Origin of the sequence: Aeromonas sp. QDB56, assembly GCF_027705505.1 — a bacterium.
GTDB classification, from domain to species: Bacteria; Pseudomonadota; Gammaproteobacteria; order Enterobacterales; family Aeromonadaceae; genus Aeromonas; species Aeromonas caviae.
The window spans coordinates 1-20,387 of record NZ_JAPDBZ010000070.1 but is presented as its reverse complement, the minus strand read 5'-3'; the positions used below and the strand labels follow the sequence as shown (position 1 = coordinate 20,387).

Annotated in this window: 22 protein-coding genes; 7 read left to right on the top strand and 15 right to left on the bottom strand. The window is 60.5% G+C overall.

The window, feature by feature from the left end; genetic code table 11:
• Window positions 1-181 precede the first annotated feature (181 nt).
• Window positions 182-625: a hypothetical protein gene (locus OKB81_RS12415; RefSeq protein ID WP_010673379.1), complete on the top strand. Its 444-nt coding sequence runs from the start codon at window positions 182-184 to the stop codon at window positions 623-625.
• Window positions 626-691: 66 nt separating this feature from the next.
• On the opposite strand, the gene rlmM is transcribed toward OKB81_RS12415, so the two are convergent.
• From rlmM to dinB, 6 genes are all read right to left on the bottom strand, one after another.
• A complete protein-coding gene (gene rlmM, locus OKB81_RS12410) occupies window positions 692-1,786 on the bottom strand; it encodes a 23S rRNA (cytidine(2498)-2'-O)-methyltransferase RlmM (RefSeq protein ID WP_042864272.1) in 1,095 nt (364 codons plus the stop codon).
• A complete protein-coding gene (locus OKB81_RS12405) occupies window positions 1,779-2,165 on the bottom strand; it encodes a DUF423 domain-containing protein (protein ID WP_109112117.1) in 387 nt (128 codons plus the stop codon). Before OKB81_RS12405 ends, rlmM begins: the two co-directional genes overlap by 8 nt.
• A 43-nt stretch (window positions 2,166-2,208) precedes the next feature.
• Complete coding sequence (locus tag OKB81_RS12400) at window positions 2,209-2,844, bottom strand: alpha/beta fold hydrolase (protein WP_160836552.1); 636 nt, start codon at window positions 2,842-2,844, stop codon at window positions 2,209-2,211.
• A gap of 12 nt (window positions 2,845-2,856) precedes the next feature.
• Complete coding sequence (locus OKB81_RS12395; RefSeq protein WP_052816326.1) at window positions 2,857-3,777, bottom strand: transcriptional regulator GcvA; 921 nt, start codon at window positions 3,775-3,777, stop codon at window positions 2,857-2,859.
• 286 nt (window positions 3,778-4,063) lie between these two features.
• Window positions 4,064-6,199: a methyl-accepting chemotaxis protein gene (locus OKB81_RS12390; protein ID WP_109112119.1), complete on the bottom strand. Its 2,136-nt coding sequence runs from the start codon at window positions 6,197-6,199 to the stop codon at window positions 4,064-4,066.
• A gap of 67 nt (window positions 6,200-6,266) precedes the next feature.
• The gene (gene dinB / locus OKB81_RS12385; RefSeq protein WP_119197399.1) at window positions 6,267-7,319 is read right to left on the bottom strand and encodes a DNA polymerase IV; all 1,053 of its coding nucleotides are present in this window, start codon (window positions 7,317-7,319) and stop codon (window positions 6,267-6,269) included.
• A gap of 218 nt (window positions 7,320-7,537) precedes the next feature.
• Here dinB and OKB81_RS12380 point away from each other — a divergent pair, with 218 nt between their 5' ends.
• Entirely contained in the window at window positions 7,538-7,750 is a 213-nt protein-coding gene (locus tag OKB81_RS12380) for a hypothetical protein (protein ID WP_039040708.1), read from the top strand.
• Between the two features lie 81 nt (window positions 7,751-7,831).
• On the opposite strand, the gene nqrM is transcribed toward OKB81_RS12380, so the two are convergent.
• The 9 genes from nqrM to OKB81_RS12335 all read right to left on the bottom strand — a co-directional run bounded on the left by nqrM (window position 7,832) and on the right by OKB81_RS12335 (window position 15,658).
• Window positions 7,832-8,056, bottom strand: coding sequence for a (Na+)-NQR maturation NqrM (gene nqrM / locus OKB81_RS12375; RefSeq protein WP_010673371.1), 225 nt, complete (start codon window positions 8,054-8,056; stop codon window positions 7,832-7,834).
• A gap of 11 nt (window positions 8,057-8,067) precedes the next feature.
• Window positions 8,068-9,105 carry an FAD:protein FMN transferase gene (locus tag OKB81_RS12370; RefSeq protein WP_109112121.1) on the bottom strand — a complete coding sequence of 346 codons (1,038 nt, stop codon included), beginning with the start codon at window positions 9,103-9,105 and terminating at the stop codon, window positions 8,068-8,070.
• Between the two features lie 3 nt (window positions 9,106-9,108).
• Window positions 9,109-10,332 carry an NADH:ubiquinone reductase (Na(+)-transporting) subunit F gene (nqrF, locus tag OKB81_RS12365; protein ID WP_010673369.1) on the bottom strand — a complete coding sequence of 408 codons (1,224 nt, stop codon included), beginning with the start codon at window positions 10,330-10,332 and terminating at the stop codon, window positions 9,109-9,111.
• 17 nt (window positions 10,333-10,349) lie between these two features.
• Window positions 10,350-10,946: an NADH:ubiquinone reductase (Na(+)-transporting) subunit E gene (nqrE, locus tag OKB81_RS12360; RefSeq protein ID WP_005303538.1), complete on the bottom strand. Its 597-nt coding sequence runs from the start codon at window positions 10,944-10,946 to the stop codon at window positions 10,350-10,352.
• Window positions 10,947-10,949: 3 nt separating this feature from the next.
• Entirely contained in the window at window positions 10,950-11,582 is a 633-nt protein-coding gene (locus tag OKB81_RS12355; RefSeq protein WP_005303545.1) for an NADH:ubiquinone reductase (Na(+)-transporting) subunit D, read from the bottom strand.
• Complete coding sequence (locus tag OKB81_RS12350) at window positions 11,575-12,363, bottom strand: Na(+)-translocating NADH-quinone reductase subunit C (protein ID WP_029313922.1); 789 nt, start codon at window positions 12,361-12,363, stop codon at window positions 11,575-11,577. The genes OKB81_RS12355 and OKB81_RS12350 overlap by 8 nt, the downstream gene beginning before the upstream one ends.
• Entirely contained in the window at window positions 12,353-13,582 is a 1,230-nt protein-coding gene (locus OKB81_RS12345; RefSeq protein ID WP_010673367.1) for an NADH:ubiquinone reductase (Na(+)-transporting) subunit B, read from the bottom strand. The genes OKB81_RS12350 and OKB81_RS12345 overlap by 11 nt, the downstream gene beginning before the upstream one ends.
• Window positions 13,583-13,585: 3 nt before the next feature.
• A complete protein-coding gene (locus OKB81_RS12340; RefSeq protein WP_029313920.1) occupies window positions 13,586-14,929 on the bottom strand; it encodes a Na(+)-translocating NADH-quinone reductase subunit A in 1,344 nt (447 codons plus the stop codon).
• A 420-nt stretch (window positions 14,930-15,349) separates the two neighbouring features.
• A complete protein-coding gene (locus tag OKB81_RS12335) occupies window positions 15,350-15,658 on the bottom strand; it encodes a BolA family protein (protein WP_010673364.1) in 309 nt (102 codons plus the stop codon).
• Window positions 15,659-15,865: 207 nt separating this feature from the next.
• Here OKB81_RS12335 and OKB81_RS12330 point away from each other — a divergent pair, with 207 nt between their 5' ends.
• From OKB81_RS12330 to OKB81_RS12310, 5 genes are all read left to right on the top strand, one after another.
• On the top strand, window positions 15,866-16,999 hold the full coding sequence (locus tag OKB81_RS12330) for a methyltransferase (RefSeq protein WP_010673363.1): 1,134 nt from the start codon (window positions 15,866-15,868) through the stop codon (window positions 16,997-16,999).
• A gap of 24 nt (window positions 17,000-17,023) precedes the next feature.
• A complete protein-coding gene (locus OKB81_RS12325; protein WP_039040711.1) occupies window positions 17,024-17,596 on the top strand; it encodes a YajG family lipoprotein in 573 nt (190 codons plus the stop codon).
• A 14-nt stretch (window positions 17,597-17,610) separates the two neighbouring features.
• Complete coding sequence (locus OKB81_RS12320) at window positions 17,611-18,162, top strand: peptidylprolyl isomerase (RefSeq protein WP_010673361.1); 552 nt, start codon at window positions 17,611-17,613, stop codon at window positions 18,160-18,162.
• A 114-nt stretch (window positions 18,163-18,276) separates the two neighbouring features.
• Complete coding sequence (locus OKB81_RS12315) at window positions 18,277-18,606, top strand: hypothetical protein (protein WP_119197398.1); 330 nt, start codon at window positions 18,277-18,279, stop codon at window positions 18,604-18,606.
• 85 nt (window positions 18,607-18,691) lie between these two features.
• Entirely contained in the window at window positions 18,692-20,095 is a 1,404-nt protein-coding gene (locus tag OKB81_RS12310) for an AmpG family muropeptide MFS transporter (RefSeq protein WP_119197397.1), read from the top strand.
• Window positions 20,096-20,387: the final 292 nt, after the last annotated feature.

The following is a 20,387-nucleotide window of genomic DNA, read 5'->3' as shown; positions in this document are numbered from 1 at the left end:
GATCTCGCACCTCGATAACTGTACGTAAGATCAGTATAGTTCGTGGTAACTGACTGCTAATCATGGGTAATCAGGTATGATTTTAAAAGGGAGCTTCGGCTCCCTTTGTTTTATGCCAACGCCTCCCTACCTCCCTCGCCAGATGAATACTATGTTGATATGAGGGATAAGGAGATCCACCATGCGTGCTACTTTCATCTTGCTGATTGTCAGCAGCAGTGCCACGGCATTAGACAGGCCAGTCGACAATGCCTGGTTGACGCCGCCTCCCCAGCACGAGGCGCCAGCCAAGCAGACCTGGCAATCCACCCTGGATACCAACGATCTGCTCAAACAGCCCAAGCCGCTCTCCCTGGGGGTGGATATCACCACCGACAGCAACGGTAATCGGCAGATCACCCCCTATCAGAAACTGAACCTCACGGCAGAGAAGAGCGTCAGCCTCTCCTTCGAAAAGCAAAAGCCCAGGATCAAGTTCAACGCTGGCGGCATCAACACCTCGGTCAAGCTTCGCGGGGATGGCGTCAAGATGCAGTTCAACCCCAGTGACAAGACCATTCCCCTGCAAATTGAGCTGAAGATCACCGACGACGAGTCCATGATGCGTCTGGACTACCGCTTCTGATGGCCCAGACACAAAAAAACCGGACGTCACCGTCCGGTTTTTTCATGCCCTGTTCCCGATGCTGCTTCAGGACTTGGGAGACAACTTGGAGACCCAGAACTTGTTGTAGACGTGCACCGTGATCTCTTCGCGATCGTGATAGAGCTGTTTGGCCTGAATGATGAAGCCGCTGTCGATCTCGGCCAGCAGTCCGCGCAACACCTCGATGTTGTGCACCGCCTCGGCGTAGCGCTTCTTCATCGGCAGCTTGAGGTTGAACATGGCTTCCTGACAGTCGTTCTCCCTGAACCAGTCGGCCACCATGTGGGTCACTCGCGCCGGTTTGTCCACCATGTCGCACACCAGCCAGTAGGTATTCTTCTTGCTCGGCCGCCACACGAAACCATCGTCACGGATGTGCTTCACCTGACCTGTGTCCATCAGGGATTGGGCCATCATGCCGTTGTCCACCGCCGTCACCATCATGCCGCGACGCACCAGCTGATAGGTCCAGCCACCCGGGCAGGCACCAAGATCCACGGCCTTCAGGCCGGAGCACAGGCGCAAGTCCCACTCTTCCTTCGGCACGAAGACGTAGAACGCCTCTTCCAGCTTGAGGCTGGAGCGGCTCGGGGCATCGGCCGGGAATCGCAGGCGCGGGATCCCCATGTGGAAGGCAGAGTTGTTGAAGGAGTAGGAGTACCCCAGCATCAGGTGGTCGTTGGCCAGGAAGAAGGCGTGGAACACGGGACGGTTCGGGGTCTCCTTCTTGGTCAGGATCTCGTTGCTGCGCAGCGCCTGGCGAAGCGGCACGGTGAACTTGCGGCAGAAGGCGGAGAGCTCCTTCGCCTCGTTGGTGTCGGCCGTCTCCACCCGCAGATCCCCGCAAATGGCGTAGCCACTCGCCGCCTCCAGGATGGGAGAGACCCGATCGCTTATTTCCAGATCTTTCAGCTCGTGGGTCACCACCAGCATCTGGCGAATGAAGATGAGCTCGCGGAACGGCAGCTTGCGCGCCAGCAGATCGGCCTGCTCCTCGTCATACAACTCGAAGATCACATAGCCGCTGTCGTCCTTGACCCGGGCAAAGCCGTAGCACTGCATGTTGCCGGCACGCTCGGTGATCTCTGCCGCCGCCTCTTTCTCAAAACCCGGGCGGCAATAAAGCAGCAGATTATTCATTCTTTCCTCCAAGACGACAGCCGACCCACATCAGAGCCGCCCATCCCAACATAAAACAGAGGCCACCGGCCGGGGTGATGAGCCCCAGCCCCTTGCTGCCAAGCAGCACCATGGCGTAAATACTGCCGGAGAATCCCAGGATCCCCAGCACAAAGACGGCGCCCGCGAAGGTGATCACCTTGCCGCGCACGCCGCACAACCCCAGCACCAGCAGGGCCAGGGCGTGGAAAAACTGGTATTGCACGGCGGTGTTGAACGCCGCCAGCAACGAAGGGGCGATGCCGGTCGCCGCCAGCCCATGAGCGCCGTAGGCCCCGAGCATGGTGGCCGTCAGGCCGAAGAAACCTGCCAGCACCAGCCAATGTCGTTGGATCTGCATCTTCTCTCCTTGCACGCTTCTTCTCTCGACCCGCTCGAGATGGTCAGGAGCGGCCCACCGCCGCGATAAAACCCTTGATCCGCTCCGCACCCAGGCGCAGGTTCTCCTGCTCACTCATGCCGCTCGCCTTTCTCGGTTTGAAACCATGATCCCCGTCGGTCAGCCAGTGGACCGATACGGCGGGTGAGAAGGGGAAATCGGCCAGCTCGGCGCGGGAACCGAAGGTATCGCGCTCCCCCTGCAGCAGCAGCGTGGGCGTCGTGATCTGCTTGAGCACCTCGCCCCGCCATGCGTCGGGCTTGGCCGGGGGGTGGAAAGGATACCCGAGAACGATCAATCCTGCAGCATTCATCTTGTCGCCCCCCTCGCAAAATAGCTCGGCCGCCATCCTTCCCCCCATGGACTTGCCCGCCAGAAACAGCCGGGGATGGGCAAACTGGCGCACCATCTCGCGCCAGTGAGCCAGCAGCACGGATTGTCTGTCCGGCGGCCTGCGTTTGCCGTCCTGAGCCCGTTTGGTCATGTAGGGGAAGTTGAAGCGCACCACCTCGATCTCCGGCCCCGCCAGCAGTCGCGACAACTCGGCCAGGAAGCTGTGCTCCATGCCCGCCCCCGCGCCGTGGGCCAGCAGAATGCGAACGGGGGCGTCACTCGCCCCCTCTCTTGTCAGGTCAGTCACCAGGTCAACTCCTCAGGCATCGGCAAGGCGGGCACGCCTGCGGGCCTCTTCCTGCTCCACCAGTTCCAGCATCCAGTCACGGAAGGCCACTATCTTGCCCTGATCGGACTGCTGCTCCTGACACACCAGATAGAAAGCGTTCTTGCTCACCAGCACCTGCTCGAACGGGCAGATGAGACGACCCGCCTCGATCTCCGGCTGGGCCAGCACGCTGTGGCCGAGCGCCACCCCCTGACCGTGGATCGCCGCCTGGATCACCATGGTGGAGTGGCTGAAGATGGGCCCCTGATTGACATTGGGGGCATCGATGTCGAGCTGGCGGAACCAGGCCTTCCAGTCGCGCCGGGAGGTGTCGTGCAGCAGGGTGTGACGGATCAGATCGTCCGGGGTGCGCAGGGGCTTGGGGCCGGTCAGCAACAGGGGCGAGCAGACCGGGATCAGGTACTCGGTGTGCAGCTTGTCCGAACGAAGACCCGGCCAGTTGCCGCGGCCGTAGTAGATGGCCACGTCCACGTCGTCGGTCAGCGACCCCTCGTCCATGTCCACCGCCTTGATCCGCACATCGATGTCCGGGTGGCGTTCGCTGAACTTGACCAGGCGGGGCACCAGCCACTGGATGGCGAAGCTCGGCTGCAGGGAGACGGTGAGCGCCCCCTTGGCGCTGCGGGCCAGCAGCTTGTCGGTCGCCTCGGAGATGGAGGCGAAGATGTCCTTGATGTCGAGGAAGTAGCTCTGCCCCTCCTCGGTCAGTAGCAGGGAGCGATTCTTGCGGCGAAACAGCTTGATGCCGAGATACTCCTCCAGCGCCTTGATCTGGTGGCTGATGGCTGCCTGGGTCACGAACAGCTCTTCTGCTGCGCGGGTAAAGCTCAAGTGACGAGCCGCGGCTTCAAACGCTTTCAGTGCATTGAGCGGAGGTAAACGACGAGACATGGAATCGGCCGACGATGAATTTTTCTAATGGGGCGCATTATAAATTGTCGGTTGCGGGTCGACCAGTGAATAAACATAATTCGCCACGCAATTCGTTGTCATATGGCTCACACCTTCTCTTCCATGTTGGTTTACATGTGGTTTTTGTGAGTGAGTCGACAGTGATTGTGGTGTTGTGTTTCTTCCTCTGCGGGAAGAAGGGCTAAATCAGGTCGATTTAACCCAGTCTGTCATCTGAATGTGTTTGGCGCCTCCGGTTGGATGGCGCCTTTTTTCTTATCCTCCCCTACACCCGGAACTGGCCCACCAGTTGCTGCTGCTTGTCCGCCAGTTGCGACAGCTCGCGCCCGTTGTCAGCGGAGGTCGCCGCTTCCGCCCGAATGGTATGGCTCACATCGCGAATGTTGCTGACGTTGCGATTGATCTCGTCCGCCACTCCGCTCTGCTCCTGCGCGGCCCTCGCGATCTGCTCGTTCATCTGGTGGATGGTGCCGACAGCCTGGATGATCTGCTCCAGCACGCTGACCGACTGCTCCACCTTGGTGAGGGTCAGATCCGCCTGGTGATGACCGGTCAGGATCGCCTTCACCACCGCCTCCGTCCCCGACTGCAACTGGCCGATGAGGTTCTGGATCTCGACGATGGCGTTCTGGGTTCGGCCCGCCAGGTTGCGCACCTCGTCGGCGACCACCGCAAAACCGCGCCCCTGCTCACCGGCTCGGGCCGCCTCGATGGCCGCGTTCAGGGCAAGCAGGTTGGTCTGCTCGGCAATCCCCTGGATCACCACCAGGATGTCGTTGATGTTGTCGCTGTTGGCGGAGAGGTGTTCCACCACTGGTTTGGCGTCGCTTATCACCGTCATCAGTCTGGACATGGCCTCCTGGGTCTGCGCCACCACGGACTTTCCCTCCTGAGCCGCCGTGTCGGCCTCATCGGCCGCCGCCACCGCCGCATTGGCATTGCCGGCGACCTGCAGGGCGGTAGCGCTCAACTCTTCAAACGCGGTCGCCACCAGATCCACCTCCTGATACTGGGACTGCATGCCGGCGCTGGTACGGGCTGCCCCTTGCGCCGCCAGGGCCGCACTGGCCCGAGTGCCCGCAACGGTGTCGATCACCTGGCTGATGGTGGATTGCAGTTTGTCCAGGAAGTTGTTGAACCACTTGGCCAGCTCGCCTATCTCGTCATCCCTGCGCAGATCGATGCGCTGGGTGAGATCCCCCTCCCCGCTGGCGATGTCCTTGAGGCGTGCCACCACGGCACGGATGGGCGCCACGATGCGCTGGGCCATCAGCCAGATGCAGAGCAGGGCGAGCGCCGAAATCCCGCCACCTATCGTGAGCTGGGTGGCCACGATGCGCTGGGCCTGATCCTCAAGCTCCCCTTGCAGTTGCAGGGCCGAGGCGAGCACCACGGCGCGGGGCAGCTCGATATAGGTGCCCCACTTGCGATCCGTACCGCGCATGCTGACCGGCACGAAGGTCTGCAACAGTGCGCCATCCGGGCTCCAGCGCGTCACCACATCTCCCTTGGTCAGCCACCCCTTGAGATCCTGCGCCAGCCCTTGCTGCTCCAGCAGATTGCCAAGGGCGACGGGGAACCCTTCCACGCCGGCCACCCGCCCTTCACTGCTGAGCAGAAGCATCTTGCCCTGCCCCTTGTAGAGGGTCCGGCCCATCTCTTCCACCAGGCTCTGCAGGGTCCCCAGGGAGATGTCGACCCCCACCATGCCAAGCAGGGAGCCCTGGTCCAGCAGCGGCACGGTTACCGAGGTCATCAACACCTGCTGGGTCCCCACCTCGTCCACATAGGGTTCGAGCAGACAGAGCGCCTTGCTGCGGATGCTGCAACTGTACCAGTCGTTCTCAAGGCCGCCGTGTCCGGAGGGCTTGTCGTTGGCCAGTATCGCCTCGTCCATCACCTCCAGGGTCACCTTGCCATCGACCCTGGCCCAATAGCTGGAGAAACGCCCCTTGTCGTTGGCCCCGAGCGCCGTCGACCCCTGATAGTTGTCATCCTCCCCGTCGAGCTGGTTGGGTTCGAATACCGCATAGACACCGAGCAGGTTCGCTGACGACTCCGCCGCATCCTGCAACTGCTGGTTGACGGCATTGCGCAGCGCCTCGGAGTGAACGAAGTTGTCGGCCGCGTTCTTGCGCTGGAACAAGATACCCTCGGCAAGCAGGGTCGCCCTGAAGTAAGCCTCATCGAGGTAGCTGGTCACCCGGGCTGCCTGGGTCGCTCCCATGGCCTGCATCCAGTTTTCTGCCGCGTGCTGCCCCTCCAGGGTGGTGGAGGTGAGCACCTGCTCCTGCATGCGGGCCGCGTTGAAAAGAGAAGAAGCCACCAGCGCGACGGCACTGGCCAGCAGACAGCAACCGGCGATCAGGGTGATCCGTCCCTGAACAGAAAGAGAACTCATGCCACTATTTCCTAACGTCTACAGATGTGAACACTGTATCGGTTTTGGATACAAAAACTTAACTAAATCAGCAGAAATCCAGGCTTAATTGATTGATTTCACCCGCTCCGGGCAAACCAACGACCAGACCGAGCAGGCGAATGGGCTTTCCTTGAGCCCGTTGCAGTCCCTCGTGCAGCAGATCGTGGAAGCGGGCCGCCTGATAACTCCCCTTGCGATAAACGGTGGTCTGGTGAAAATCGGCAAACTTCAGCTTGATCCCCTGCCCCATCAGCATCTCCGCAGGGCAGGCCTTGGCAAAACGCTGCTCCAGCTCGGGAATGAGCCGGCTAAGCACCTGCCAGCAGGCGTCCTCGTCCAGCACGTCGCTGGCGAGCGTCGTCTCCACACCGATGCTCTTGCGCACCCGCCTGGCCTGCACCGGCTGATCGTCATGCCCCCAGATGCGGCCGGCCAGCATCTCCCCGAGCTTGCCGAAACGGGCGATCAGCTCCTCGTTGCCGAGCTGGCGGGCATCTTCGCACGAATACAGCCCGAGGGACTCCAGCCGCTCTGCCGTCTTGCGGCCGATGCCGGGCAACTTGCCAAGAGGGAGCTGACGCACGAACTCGTCCACCTCCTGGGGGCGGATGACGAACAGGCCGTCAGGCTTGCGCTGCTCCGAGGCGAGCTTGGCCAGAAACTTGTTCGGCGCCACACCGGCCGAGGCAGTCAACCCAAGCTCGGCGCTGATGGCGGCGCGGATCTCCGCCGCCATCATGGTGGCGCTGCCACCGCAGCGGGGACTCTGGGTCACGTCGAGATAGGCTTCATCGAGGGAGAGCGGCTCCACCTGCTCGGTGTAGCGCAGGAAGATGGCGCGCAACTGGCGCGAAGTTTCTTTGTAGACGGCCATCCGCCCGGGGATCAGCACCAATGGCGGACAAAGCTTTCTGGCCAGGGCGCTCGGCATGGCGGAGCGCACCCCGAAGCGGCGCGCCACGTAGTTGCAGGTGGAGATGACCCCGCGTCGGTCGGCGGCGCCACCAATGGCGAGCGGCACCTCCCTGAGGGCCGGGTTGTCCCGCATCTCCACCGCGGCGAAGAAGCAGTCCATGTCGATGTGAATGATCTTGCGCATGGCCGTGTCTGTTGCTATGTCGACAGCCTCCCGAACAGATCATAGGGATAGACCCTGGGCATCCGGCGAGGAGACATGTCGAACGCCAAAAATACTGTATGGATAACCAGTTGGACGTTCCATGCTACCCCAAGCCTGTCATTTCTGCCAGTCTGCGCGCGGGCGCGGCGGCATAGACTCTCAAGGCCACATCCACACGAGACTCAAGGAGGAGAAGCATGAGCATCATCCGGGCGGGGCTCTGCCTGCTGCTGTTGCCGCTAGCGACCATGGCCAAGGATCACCCGACAGCCGAATGCAGCTGGCTGTACAAGCGCATCGAGATACTGGAAACCGCCATCAGGCAGGGAGATGAACTGGGCACCAGGGAAGAGCTGGCAAAGCGAAAGAAAGAGTTCAAGGCAAAGGCATGCAGCCAATATGACTACTGACCCCATGCCACATATAAAAACGAGCCGACCCAGGGGTCGGCTCGTTTCGTTGCAAGGCTGCCTTCAGAGCGATATCCACCGTTAGATGATGCGGTTGTCCACCAGCATCTTGCGACGGGCCTCTTCTTTGGCCATCTTCTTCTTGCGGTTGTCACAAGGCTCGGGGCAGTCGCACTCCTTCTCGATCCCGATGGAACCCAGGCCGCCACAGGAGCCGGAGATGGACTTGCGCTGGAAAATGTAGCCGATGGCCATGGCCACCACGACCATCAGAAACACCCCGAAGGTGATCAGAAAGATCTGCATGTAGTTACCCCTTACTTCTTGACCAGATATGGTTTGAAGGCATCCGAATAGGCCTCTTCGAACCCGTCATCCGTCTTGGTGATGGTGAAGATGGCCAGCCCCCGTTCCTTGGCATAGGCCAGGCTCTTCTCCGGCCCCATGACCATGAACACGGTCGCCAACCCGTCTGCAGTCATGCAGGAGGGGTGGATGACGGTCACCGACACCAGGCGGTGCTGGATGGGCTTGCCCGTCAGCGGATCCATGGTGTGGGAGAAGCGCTTGCCGTCCAGCTCGTAATAGTTGCGGTACTCGCCCGAGGTGGCCACCCCGTTGTCACCGGGCAGGATCACCTCCTGTACGGAACCGGCATTGACGGTCGGCTTCTCGATGGCGACACGCCAGGGATGCCCCTTGCCGTTGACACCATTGATGCGCAGCTCGCCGCCGATCTCCACCAGATAGTTGCGCGCCCCCTGGGACTCCAGGTACTCGGCCACCTTGTCCACGCCAAACCCCTTGGCAATGGCGGAGAGATCCACGTAGAGGTCCGGGATGTCCTTTTGCAGGGTATCGGCATCGGCAGAGGTTATCACATGCAGATTGCCAAGGCCCGTCTTCTGCCGGGTCTGGGCGATCAGCTCGTCGGACGGCACCTTGGTCGGTCTGGCATCCGGCCCAAAGCCCCACAGATTGACCAGAGGACCGACGGTGACATCCAGCGCCCCGCGGCTCTCGCGGCCAATGTGAATGGCCTCGGTCACCACCCGCGCGGTATCGCGGGAAACCACCACAGGGGTATTGCTCTTGTGCTGGTTGAAGCGTGACAGCTCGGAATCCGGGCGATAGGTCGACATCTGATCGTTGACCCGCTCCAGCAAGACGTCGACCTCGGCTTGCAGCCTGGCGGCATCCTGAACAGCGCTATCTGCCACCTTGATGGAGTAGTAGGTACCCATGGTGCTGCCGGTGATGTGGATCTCCGGCTTCGATTGGACCGTTTCCTGACCGCACCCAGTCAAGAAAAAGGCTAGCCCGAAGGCTAGCCAGGTCTTTACAACGCTGCGCATGGATTAACCACCGAAGTCATCCAGCAGGATGTTCTCGTCTTCAACACCGAGGTTTTTCAGCATGTTGATGACGGCGGCGTTCATCACGGGAGGCCCGCACATGTAGAACTCGCAATCCTCAGGCGCCTCGTGGTTCTTGAGGTAGTTCTCGAACAACACGTTGTGGATGAAGCCGGTGTAGCCATCCCAGTTGTCTTCCGGTTGCGGATCGGACAGGGCGACGTGCCACTGGAAGTTGTCGTTCTCGGCCTGCAGCATGTCGAAGTCTTCGACATAGAACATCTCGCGCTTGGAACGGGCACCGTACCAGAAGCTCATCTTGCGCTTGGTCTTCAGACGGCGCAGCTGGTCGAAGATGTGGGAGCGCATCGGCGCCATACCCGCACCACCACCGACGAACACCATTTCGGCGTCGGTGTCCTTGGCAAAGAACTCGCCGAACGGACCGGAGATGGTCACCTTGTCACCGGCCTTCAGGCTGAAGATGTAGGAAGACATCTGGCCGGGAGGGGCAGTCCAGTTGCTGGGCGGCGGGGTTGCGATCCGCACGTTCAGCATGATGATGCCGAACTCTTCCGGATAGTTCGCCATGGAGTAGGCACGGATGATCGGCTCGTTGACCTTGGACTCCAGCTCGAAGATCTTGAAGCGATCCCAGTCGCCACGATACTCCTCGGGAATATCGAAGTTCTTGTACTGCACGTGGTGGGCAGGCGCTTCGATCTGGATATAACCACCGGCGCGGAACGGCACGCTCTCACCATCCGGGATCTGCAGCTTGAGCTCCTTGATGAAGGTGGCCTTGTTGTCATTGGAGATGACGGTACAGTCCCACTTCTTCACGCCGAAGATCTCTTCCGGCAGCTCGATGTCCATGTCGGAGCGGACGGTGACCTGGCAGGCCAGACGCTCGCCATGACGGGCTTCGCCCTTGCTGATGTGATCCAGCTCGGTCGGCAGGATGTCGCCGCCGCCGGATTTCACACGCACCTTGCACTGACCACAGGAGCCGCCGCCGCCACAGGCGGAGGAGACGAAGATACCACTGCCGGCGAGCACGCCAAGCAGCTTGCCACCCGCCGGGCTGGTCACAGCCTTGGCCGGGTCGCCGTTGATGCTGATTGTCACGTCACCGGCGGTCACCAGCTTGGACTTGGCGAACAGAATGACTGCCACCAAGGCCAGCAGGATCACGGTGAACATGACCACACCCAGAATAATTTCCATCTATATTTCCTTTCCGATTACAGGGAAATACCAGAGAAGGACATGAAGCCCAGCGCCATCAGACCCGCGGTGATGAAGGTGATGCCAAGGCCACGCAGGCCTTCCGGAACATCGGAATATTTCATCTTCTCGCGGATCCCTGCCATCGCGACGATGGCCAGCATCCAGCCTGCACCCGAACCCACGCCATAGACCACGGACTCAACGAAGTTGTAGTCACGCTGCACCATGAAGGAGACGCCGCCGAAGATGGCGCAGTTCACGGTGATGAGCGGCAGGAAGATACCGAGGGCGTTGTAGAGGGCCGGGAAGTACTTGTCCAGGGCCATCTCCAGGATCTGTACCAGGGCCGCGATCACCCCGATGAAGGTGATGAAGCTCAGGAAACTCAGATCCAGACCGGATACCAGGGCACCGTCTTTAAGCACGTAGTTGTAGATCAGGTTGTTGGCCGGGACGGCAACGGTCTGAACCACGATAACGGCAATCCCCAGGCCCATGGCGGTCTTGACCTTCTTGGACACCGCCAGGAAGGTACACATCCCCAAGAAGAAGGAGAGCGCCAGGTTCTCGATGAAGATCGAGCGAATCAACAGACTGATATAGTGTTCCATACCTTAATCCTTCGCCTCCACCTGCTTGGGATCCTTGGTGCGCACGCCCCAGATGATCAGACCAATGATGAAGAACGCACTCGGCGGCAGCAGCAGCAGGCCGTTGGGCACATACCAGCCACCATTGTTCACCAGCGGCAGCAGCTCGATGCCGAACCAGGTGCCGGAACCCAGGATCTCGCGCACGGTGGCCACGGTCAGCAGCACGGCGCCATAACCCAGACCGTTGCCGATACCGTCCAGGAAGGAGGGCAGCGGGGCACTCTTCATGGCGTAGGCTTCGGCACGACCCATCACGATACAGTTGGTGATGATGAGGCCGACGAACACCGACAGTTGCTTGGAGATGTCATAGGCATACGCCTTGAGCACCTGGTCAACCACGATAACCAGCGAGGCAATCACCGCCATCTGGGCGATGATCCGCACGCTGTTCGGGATCTGGTTGCGGATCAGGGAGATGAACAGGTTGGAGAAGGCGGTGACCGCGGTAACGGCCAGCGTCATCACGAACGCCGTCTTCATCTGGCTGGTAACGGCCAGCGCGGAACAGACACCCAGCACCTGCAGTGCGATGGGGTTGTTGCCGAGCACAGGCGTCAACAGCAACTTTTTCATTTCGCTCTTGTCAGCCATTGTTGATTTCTCCTGCACGTACCTTGGCCAGGAAGGGACCGAAGCCCTTGGGGCCCATCCAGAAGTCGAAGGTGTGCTGTACACCATTACCGGTCAGGGTTGCACCAGACAGGCCGTCGATTTCATGCTCGGAACCAGCCGGAGCATGGCCCTTGATCACCCGCAGCGCAGGCTGACCGTTCTGGTCGAACAGCTTCTTGCCGACGAACAGTTCGCGCCAGGCCGGGTTCTCGATCTCGCCACCCAGACCCGGGGTTTCACCGTGGTCATAGTAGGTGATGCCCTTGATGGTCTGACCGTCGGCCGCGACCGCTACGAAGGCATACATGGTGGACCACAGACCCTGGCCGTAGATCGGCAGGATGATGTTGTCGACCTTGCCTTCGGCATCTTTCGCGAAGAACACGGGAACCAGCTTGGAGATCTGACGCAGGCCGGCCTTGTCGTCGGCCGGGGCCAGACGGATGCTCTTGGCCGGATCCTTGGCGGCAACCTTGGTGTCGAAGTTGTCGGCGTCGCCGTCAACGAACTCACCGCTGGTCAGATCCACCAGACGCGCTTCAATCTTGTCGCCATAGAGCTGGGCCAGATCACGCTTGGCCACGGCGCTGATGTCGACGCCGGCGACGGACAGGATGTTGCTTTGCTTGTCCAGTGCCTTGTTTTCCAGCTGGGCCGGACGCAGACCCACGGCAGCCACGGAGACCACGATGGAGCAGACCAGACACAGACCGGTCACTACGGCGAGAGTGCCGGTAGTAGAGTCTTTATTAAACGCCACGTGCGATCCTCCGCTTGATGTTCGCCTGTGCCACGAAATGGTCAAACAAGGGGGCAAACAGGTTGGCGAACAGAATGGCCAGCATCATGCCTTCCGGGAATGCAGGGTTAACTACCCGGATCAGCACCACCATCACGCCGATCAGGGCGCCATACCACCACTTGCCCTTGTTGGTGAAGGCAGCGGAGACGGGGTCGGTCGCCATGAAGGCCATGCCGAACGCGAAGCCACCCAGCACCAGGTGCCAGTGCCACGGCATGCTGAACATGGGGTTGGTATCGGAACCGATGACGTTGAACAGCAGGGAGGTCGCGACCATGCCCACCATGACGCCGGCGATGATGCGCCAGGAGGCGATGCGCATGTAGACGATCATGGCTGCGCCGATGAGGATCATCAGGGTGGAAACTTCACCGATGGAACCGGGCAGGTTGCCAAGGAAGGCGTCCATCCAGCTGATGGCTTCACCGGTGGCACCGTTGATCAGCGCCATCTGGCCGCCCTGGGCCCACTGGCTCAGTGCGGTTGCGCCGGAGAAGCCGTCAACGGCAACCCAGACCGCATCACCGGAGATTTGACCCGGGTAGGCGAAGAACAGGAAGGCACGACCCGCCAGCGCCGGGTTCAGGAAGTTTTTGCCGGTACCACCGAACACTTCCTTGGCCAGCACCACACCGAAGGTGATACCCAGGGCAGCTTGCCACAGGGGCAGCTCGGGCGGCACGATCAGGGCAAACAGGATGGAGGTCACGAAGAAGCCTTCGTTGATCTCGTGCTTGCGCACCATGGCGAACAACACTTCCCAGAATCCACCGACGATGAAGACGGTGATGTAGATCGGGAAGAAGTGAGCCGCACCGATCAGCATCTTGCTGCCGATGCCGGCGACGGCCGGATCCAGCGAGGCACCGAACAGGGTGGCCAGGGCGTATTGCCAGGAATCGGCACCGGCCGCGCTGCCCATGTGGGCGATGGCGGCGATGGACTGGTTGCCGACGTTGTACATGCCCCAGAACATGGCCGGGAACACGGCCAGCCACACCATGATCATCATGCGCTTCAGATCGATCGCATCACGGACGTGGGCGGCATTGCGGGTCACGGAACCCGGGGTATAAAACAGGGTGTACGCCGCTTCGAACAGGGCATAGTACTTGGCGTACTTGCCACCCGGCTCGAAGTGATGTTCCATATTTTCAAGAAGTTGCTTGAAACTCATCGCTTAACCTTCCAGTTCGATCTTGGTCAGGCACTCACGCAAGACGGGGCCGTACTCTGTCTTGCCGGGGCAGACGAAGGTACAGAGCGCCAAATCTTCCTCATCCAGCTCCAGGCAGCCGAGCGCCTGCGCGCTGTCGGTGTCACCGGAGATCAGATCCCGCAGCAGCAGGGTCGGCAGGATGTCGAGCGGCATCACACGCTCATAGTTGCCGATAGGCACCATGGAGCGATCACTACCGTTGGTGGTGGTAGTGAAGTTGATGAGTTTGCCCTTCATCAGGTGAGAGAGGGTGGTACGGGTGATGGAGAACTTGTTGGCACTGGGTTTGACCCAGCCCATGAACTCTTTCTCACGGCCTTCGCCCAGCACGCTCACCTGGTTGTGGAAGCGACCCAGATAGTCATGGACCCCTTCGGCCTTGGCACCGCTCAGCAGGGAACCGGAGATGATGCGGTTTTCGTCCGCACGCAGCTCGTTGTTGGTCAGCTGGCTGAGGCTGGCACCCAGACGGGTACGCAGCAGACGCGGCTTGATGACGTTCGGGCCAGCCAGGGAGATCACCTTGTCGGTGAAGATCTGGCCGGTGGTGAACAGCTTGCCGTAAGCGATCACGTCCTGATAGTTGATGTGCCACTGCACCTTGTTGGCACCGACCGGATCCAGGAAGTGGATGTGGGTGCCCGGCAGACCGGCGGGATGCGGACCGACGAACACGGCTTCCTTGACCTGGGCCAAGGAGGAGTGCGGCAGGCTGGCTTCGCCCTTGCAGACGTGGACGGTACCATCGGTCAGGCGGGTCAGCACGGCCAGACCGTCGAGGAAGGCCTGGGCCTGTTCCTTGATGATCAGCTCCGCACTGGCGGCCAGCGGGTTGGTGTCCATGGCGGTGACGAAGATGGCGCGCGGGGTGGAACCCACGGCAGGCACCTTGCTGAACGGGCGGGTACGCAGCGCGGTCCATTGGCCTGATGCGACCAGGATCTCCTGCACCTTGCTACGCTCGAGCTGTGCCAGCTCAGCGGAGGCAAAATGCTCAAAGGTCACCTGCTCGTCGGACCCATCGATGTCGATGACGACGGACTGGAGAACACGCTTGGCACCACGGTTGATCTCAGAAACCACACCGGTGGCAGGGGCCGTGAATTTAACGCCGGGATTCTTCTTATCTTCGAAGAGCTCCTGACCTTTAATGACGCGATCACCTACTTTGACAAACATAGTAGGACGCATCCCCACGAACTCTTCGCCGAGTGTAGCAACACGGGTGATGGCCGGGCCATCGTAGATTACTTGCTCCGGAGCACCCAGCACGGGGATGTCCAGTCCTCTTTTAATTGTAATCATACTCACTTGCACTACCGTTAAGGGAAGACAGGTTGGTTAGCGCCGAGAAATACATCACGACGAGTTGTTGAATGAGCCCGTCAACATCGCGGAAAGCTGTCGAAGAAATAAACAAATCAGCAACATACAGGATCATTCAAAAGCGCCTGAGTTTACCACCTTAGGCGAGTTAGCCGCCACGCCAAATGGGGAAAATCCCCGCCCTATCACAAAATTAACCTTCACTGAATATTTCGCGCACGTCCTTGCAAACCGTGGTTTTAAAGGACTTTTCGCAAAACTAACCATATAGAGGTATTTTTCAGGCGTAAGGAAAAGGATTAGAAAAAAATAATGCTACACCCCTCATCCCTGGCGGCACACCATTCGTGATAGCGCTGTTAATGGCCCGAGGAAGGCGCCATCAGAAGGTCCAACGGCTCACGCAAAGGGGGATTTGCTGACGCAACCCGGCGTCTTTGGCGCCTGCTCCCTGGCCTGCCACTCGGATTCGGTATAGGTATGCAGCGCCAATGCATGAATGGCTCCCGCCAGCTCGTCGGCCAGCACCCCGTTCACCTGACGATGGCGACCCAGCAAACGCTGTCCCTCAAACGCCTGGCTCACCACGACTACCTTGAAGTGGCTTTCGGAGCCCGGTGCCACCCTGTGCATGTAGCTCTCATTGATCACTTCCAGGTGACTCGGGGAGAGCGCGGCGGCCAGCTTGGCCTCTATCTGTTGTTGCATGCTCACGGTAAGGACTCCTCGTTGAATATCCGGCCATTGTAGCCAGGGTTGTGCGCCCGATGCATCAGGTACGAAGGATCCGCTCGCTCTCGCCGCACCGGACTGGTGAATTTCTCCGCCGCCGCTAGAATAGCGCCACTTTCACCGCTGCCGGGCAACACGGGGCAGACGGTCGCCATTCATCAATCACACGTTGGACTCTTGCCTATGCAAACCCTGCTCGACACGGCCCACTGCCGCCTGACCCTGTATCGTTACCCGCGGCAGAGCCAGGACCCCCTGCAGGCCTGGGATGCGGCGGACGAGTATCTGATAAGCCACCTTGCCGAATCGCAGCAGGCACCTGACGGCCCCGTCATCATCATGAACGACGGCTTCGGTGCCCTGGCCGGCTATCTGCATGCCCACGCCCCCGTCTGCGTGACCGACTCCCACATCAGCGAGCGGGCCACCCTGGCCAATCTGGCGGAAAACGGGCTGGATCCCCACGCCATCACCCTGCAGGATGCCCTGGCCCCCCTGCCCGATGCCCCCGCCCTGGTGGTGATCAAGGTCTCCAAGTATCAGGCGCTGCTGGAGCAGCAACTGCTTGCCCTGCGCGGGGTCGTGACCCCTGCGACCCGCATCATTGCTGCCGGCAAGGCCAAGGACATCCACACCTCCACCCTCAAGCTGTTCGAAAAGTATCTGGGGGAGACCCGCACCTCGCTCGCCTGGAAGAAGGCACGCCTCATTCATTGCACCCCGGCCGCCGAGCGCCCGTCCCTGACCAGTCCCTTCCCGACCGTCTGGCCGCTGGAAGGCACCGACATGCTCATCCACAACCATGCCAACGTGTTCTCGCGCACGAGCCTGGATATCGGCGCCCGCTTCATGCTGGACAACCTGCCCATCCACAGTGCCCGCAGAGTGATCGATCTGGGATGTGGCAATGGCGTGCTCGGGCTCTCCCTGCTCGCGCGGGACAGCGAGGTGGAGGTGACCTTCATCGACGAATCCCGGATGGCGGTGGCGTCCGCACGGCTCAACGTCGAGCACAACCTGCCCGATGCCCTGCCCCGTGCCCACTTCATGGTCAACAACTGTCTCGATGACGTTCCCGTCGGGGCAGCGGACAGGATCCTCTGCAATCCCCCCTTCCATCAGTTGCAGGCGATCACCGATCACATCGCCTGGCAGATGTTCAGCGATGCCCACCGGGTGTTGCCTCAGGGGGGCGAACTCTGGATAGTAGGCAACCGTCATCTGGACTATCACAACAAACTCAAGCGCCTGTTTGGCAACGCACAAGTCGTTGCGTCGAACAGCAAATTCGTTATTTTGAAAGCCATCAAACGCTAAAGATAAAGCTAAAGGAAACCCATGATGAAAAAGTCACTCTTGCTGCTGGCCGCTCTGGTATTGGGCGGTTGTGCTACTCACTGGCCCGAGAGCGCCCTGCTCAACCCGCAAGTCATCCCCTCCAACCAGCAGTACTACTCCGGCAACCGCATCACCATGGAAGGGGTGGACAAGCGTGAAGCCGCCTATGTTTTCTCCATCAAGAAAAAAGAGAAGGCCCCTGTGCTGGTGAACAGCAGTCAGCCTCTCAACAGCCTGCTGGCTGAAAAACTGGCGGAAGGGCTGCGCAGCCAGGGCCTGGAAGTGGGCAACAGCGGCACCACCAACCTGACGCTGGCCATCTCCACTGCCGCCGTCACCGTGGAAGAGAAGACCTTCACCTATGTCACCAAGTCCCGCGTCAGCCTGCAGGTGATTGCCGACTTCCAGGGCAGCAAGCTGACCAAGCAGTTCAACATGTCCTCCAGCAAGGAGGGCCCGGGCGAGCCGAGCATGGCCGATCTGGAATCCACTCTGAACCAGCAGCTGGGCAGCGTGCTGCAGCAGATCATGGCCGACGAGGCGCTGCGCGGTTATCTCAAGGGCCAGCCGAGCTGAGCGAGGACATATAAATGAAGAAACTCTGGTTACTGGTCACCCTGATCGCCCCCCTGGCTTTTGCCGGTCAAAAAGTCCAGATGGAGACCAACCATGGCACCATCGTCGTGGAGCTGGCCCCCAAACAGGCGCCCCAGACCGTGAAGAACTTCCTGCGCTACGTGGCAGACGGCAGCTATGACGGCAGCCTGTTCCACCGGGTGATCCAGAACTTCGTGGTGCAGGGTGGGGGCTACAACCAGCAGTTCCAGCCCCTGCCGACCTTCGATCCCGTGGTCAACGAGTCCAGAGGCGGCCTGCCCAACAAGCGCGGCACCATCGCCATGGCCCGCACCCAGGCGGTCGACAGTGCCACTCGCCAGTTCTATTTCAATCTGGTGGACAACGACAACCTCAACGCCAATGCCGGCGCCGGTTACACCGTGTTCGGCCAGGTCGTGAAGGGGATGGAGGTGCTGGACAAACTGGCCCAGGTCCAGACCGGCTACAGCTCCATCCTGCGTGCCAACGACGTCCCCACCAGCCCCATCATCCTGAAGAAAGTGGTGCTGCTCGCGGACAAATAACGCGGCCCGGATCACATTCCACCGCGTCCCTGAACGGGTCACCAATCTCTTTTTCTATACTCTGCTCCCCGATGTGTGCCACGCATCGGGGAGCAGAACCAGAAGGAGGAGCCGGTGACCTGTCATGATTACATAGCCCAACACGCCGGCCCGCTGGCCCAGGCGGTTCGCCATTTTCTGGCACGCAAGATTCCCTACCAGCAGCTGGAGGACTTGAGCTGGCAGCTCCTCTCCCATTGGCAGGCGCTCTGCGTGATCCCCATGGACAAGGCTCCCGCCAACGCACAGGAAGGAGTGTTCTGGCATCTGCTTCACAGCCTGCACCTGTGGGATGAGCAGCGCCTCCTCTGTGATGACGCGCTGCGCCTGCAACTCATGGCCTGCGCCAATTTTCTCGCCGACGAGGGCCCCTGCCCGCACCACTGCATCGGCTCGCGCCCCTGAAACCTGCCGCCCGCCACTCGGCTTGCCTTGGCTACGCCTGCCGAACCTGACAAAATGACCCCCTTTTCCCAGAGGAGTCAGGCTGTTGAACAATCTCCGCCCGCCCAGTCACACACCGGGCCGCGCCACCCGCTGGCGAGATGCCCTCGCCGTCTATCTGGAAGCGCGGGTACTCATCCTGTTCGCCATGGGATTCTCCTCCGGCCTGCCCTTGCTGCTGGTCTTTGGCACCCTCTCGTTCTGGCTGCGCGAGGCGGATGTCAGCCTGACCGACATCGGTTACATGAGCTGGGTAGCGCTGGCCTACGGTTTCAAGTGGCTGTGGTCGCCCCTGGTGGATCGGCTGCCCCTGCCCCTGCTGTCAGGGCTGCTTGGGCGGCGACGCAGCTGGATGCTGTTCTCCCAGGTGCTGATCGCCCTCTCCCTGGTGGGGATGGCCTATTGCGATCCCAAGACCCAGCTCGCCCAGCTGGCCCTCTTCGCCCTGCTGGTTGCCTTCTCCTCTGCCACCCAGGACATCGTCATCGATGCCTATCGCATCGAATCCGCTCCCGAGCGGCTGCAGGCGGCCATGGCCGCGTCCTATATGACGGGGTATCGACTCGCCATGATCATGGCGGGAGCGGGGGCGCTGGCGCTGGCGGCCTGGCTCGGCAGCAACAGCGGCTATGACTATCGCGGCTGGCAGCTCACCTATCTGCTGATGGGAGGGCTGATGTCTCTTGGCATCCTCACCACCCTGATGAGTCACGAGCCGCAGATCGATCTCAAGAGTCAGGACGAGCAGCAGATGGCGCGCAAGGCCACCCTGCTGGCACGGGGTTGGTCACCCACGCTGGCCGGGCTGGGGGCCTGGACCTACGAGGCCATCTGGTGTCCCTTCGCCGACTTCTTCCGCCGCTACGGCTCCTCGGCCCTGCTGATCCTGGGGCTTATCGCCTGCTATCGCATCTCGGACGTGGTGATGGGGGTGATGTCCAACAGCTTCTATGTGGATCTGCAGTTCAGCAAGACGGAAGTGGCCACCATCACCAAGGTCTATGGCGTCATCATGACGCTGGTGGGAGCCGCGCTCGGGGGCGTGCTGGTGATGCGCTTTGGCACCCTGCGCATCCTGTTCCTCGGCGCCGTGCTGACCGCCAGCACCAACCTGCTGTTCGCTCTCCTCAACGAAGTGGGCCACAACCTGGAGCTGCTGACTCTGATCATCTCGCTGGACAACCTCAGCGCCGGCATCGCCACGGCTGCGTTTGTGACCTATCTCTCGAGCCTCACCAACGTCGCCTTCTCCGCCACCCAGTACGCCCTGTTCAGCTCCATCATGCTATTGCTGCCCAAGTTGCTGGCGGGGTTTTCCGGTCGGGTAGTGGAGCAGATCGGCTACAGCCACTTCTTCATCGGCACCAGTCTGCTCGGTATTCCGGTGATGATCCTGATCATCATGGTTGCCAAACGAGGCAGCACCTTGTCACCACAAACGCACAAATAGCAAGCGTTTGCGCATTTTAGGGGGTGATTAGATTCACAAATCCTGACAAAGTTCCCTGGTGCTTGTTTATCCGTTGAATTTATTTGGCTAGAATCCCTACCGCTCCTTGTGGGCAGGCTACGGAAAACCTCAACTAACGCACAAGAGACCAATAAAATGGCCAAATTTACCAAGACTCTGATCGCTGCCGGTCTGCTGGCTGCCTCCGCCACTCCCAGGGCTGACGCATCAGTGTTTATACTTTGAACAACCCCATACATTCGAACAAATATTGTTCATTCAGACAGCAGAG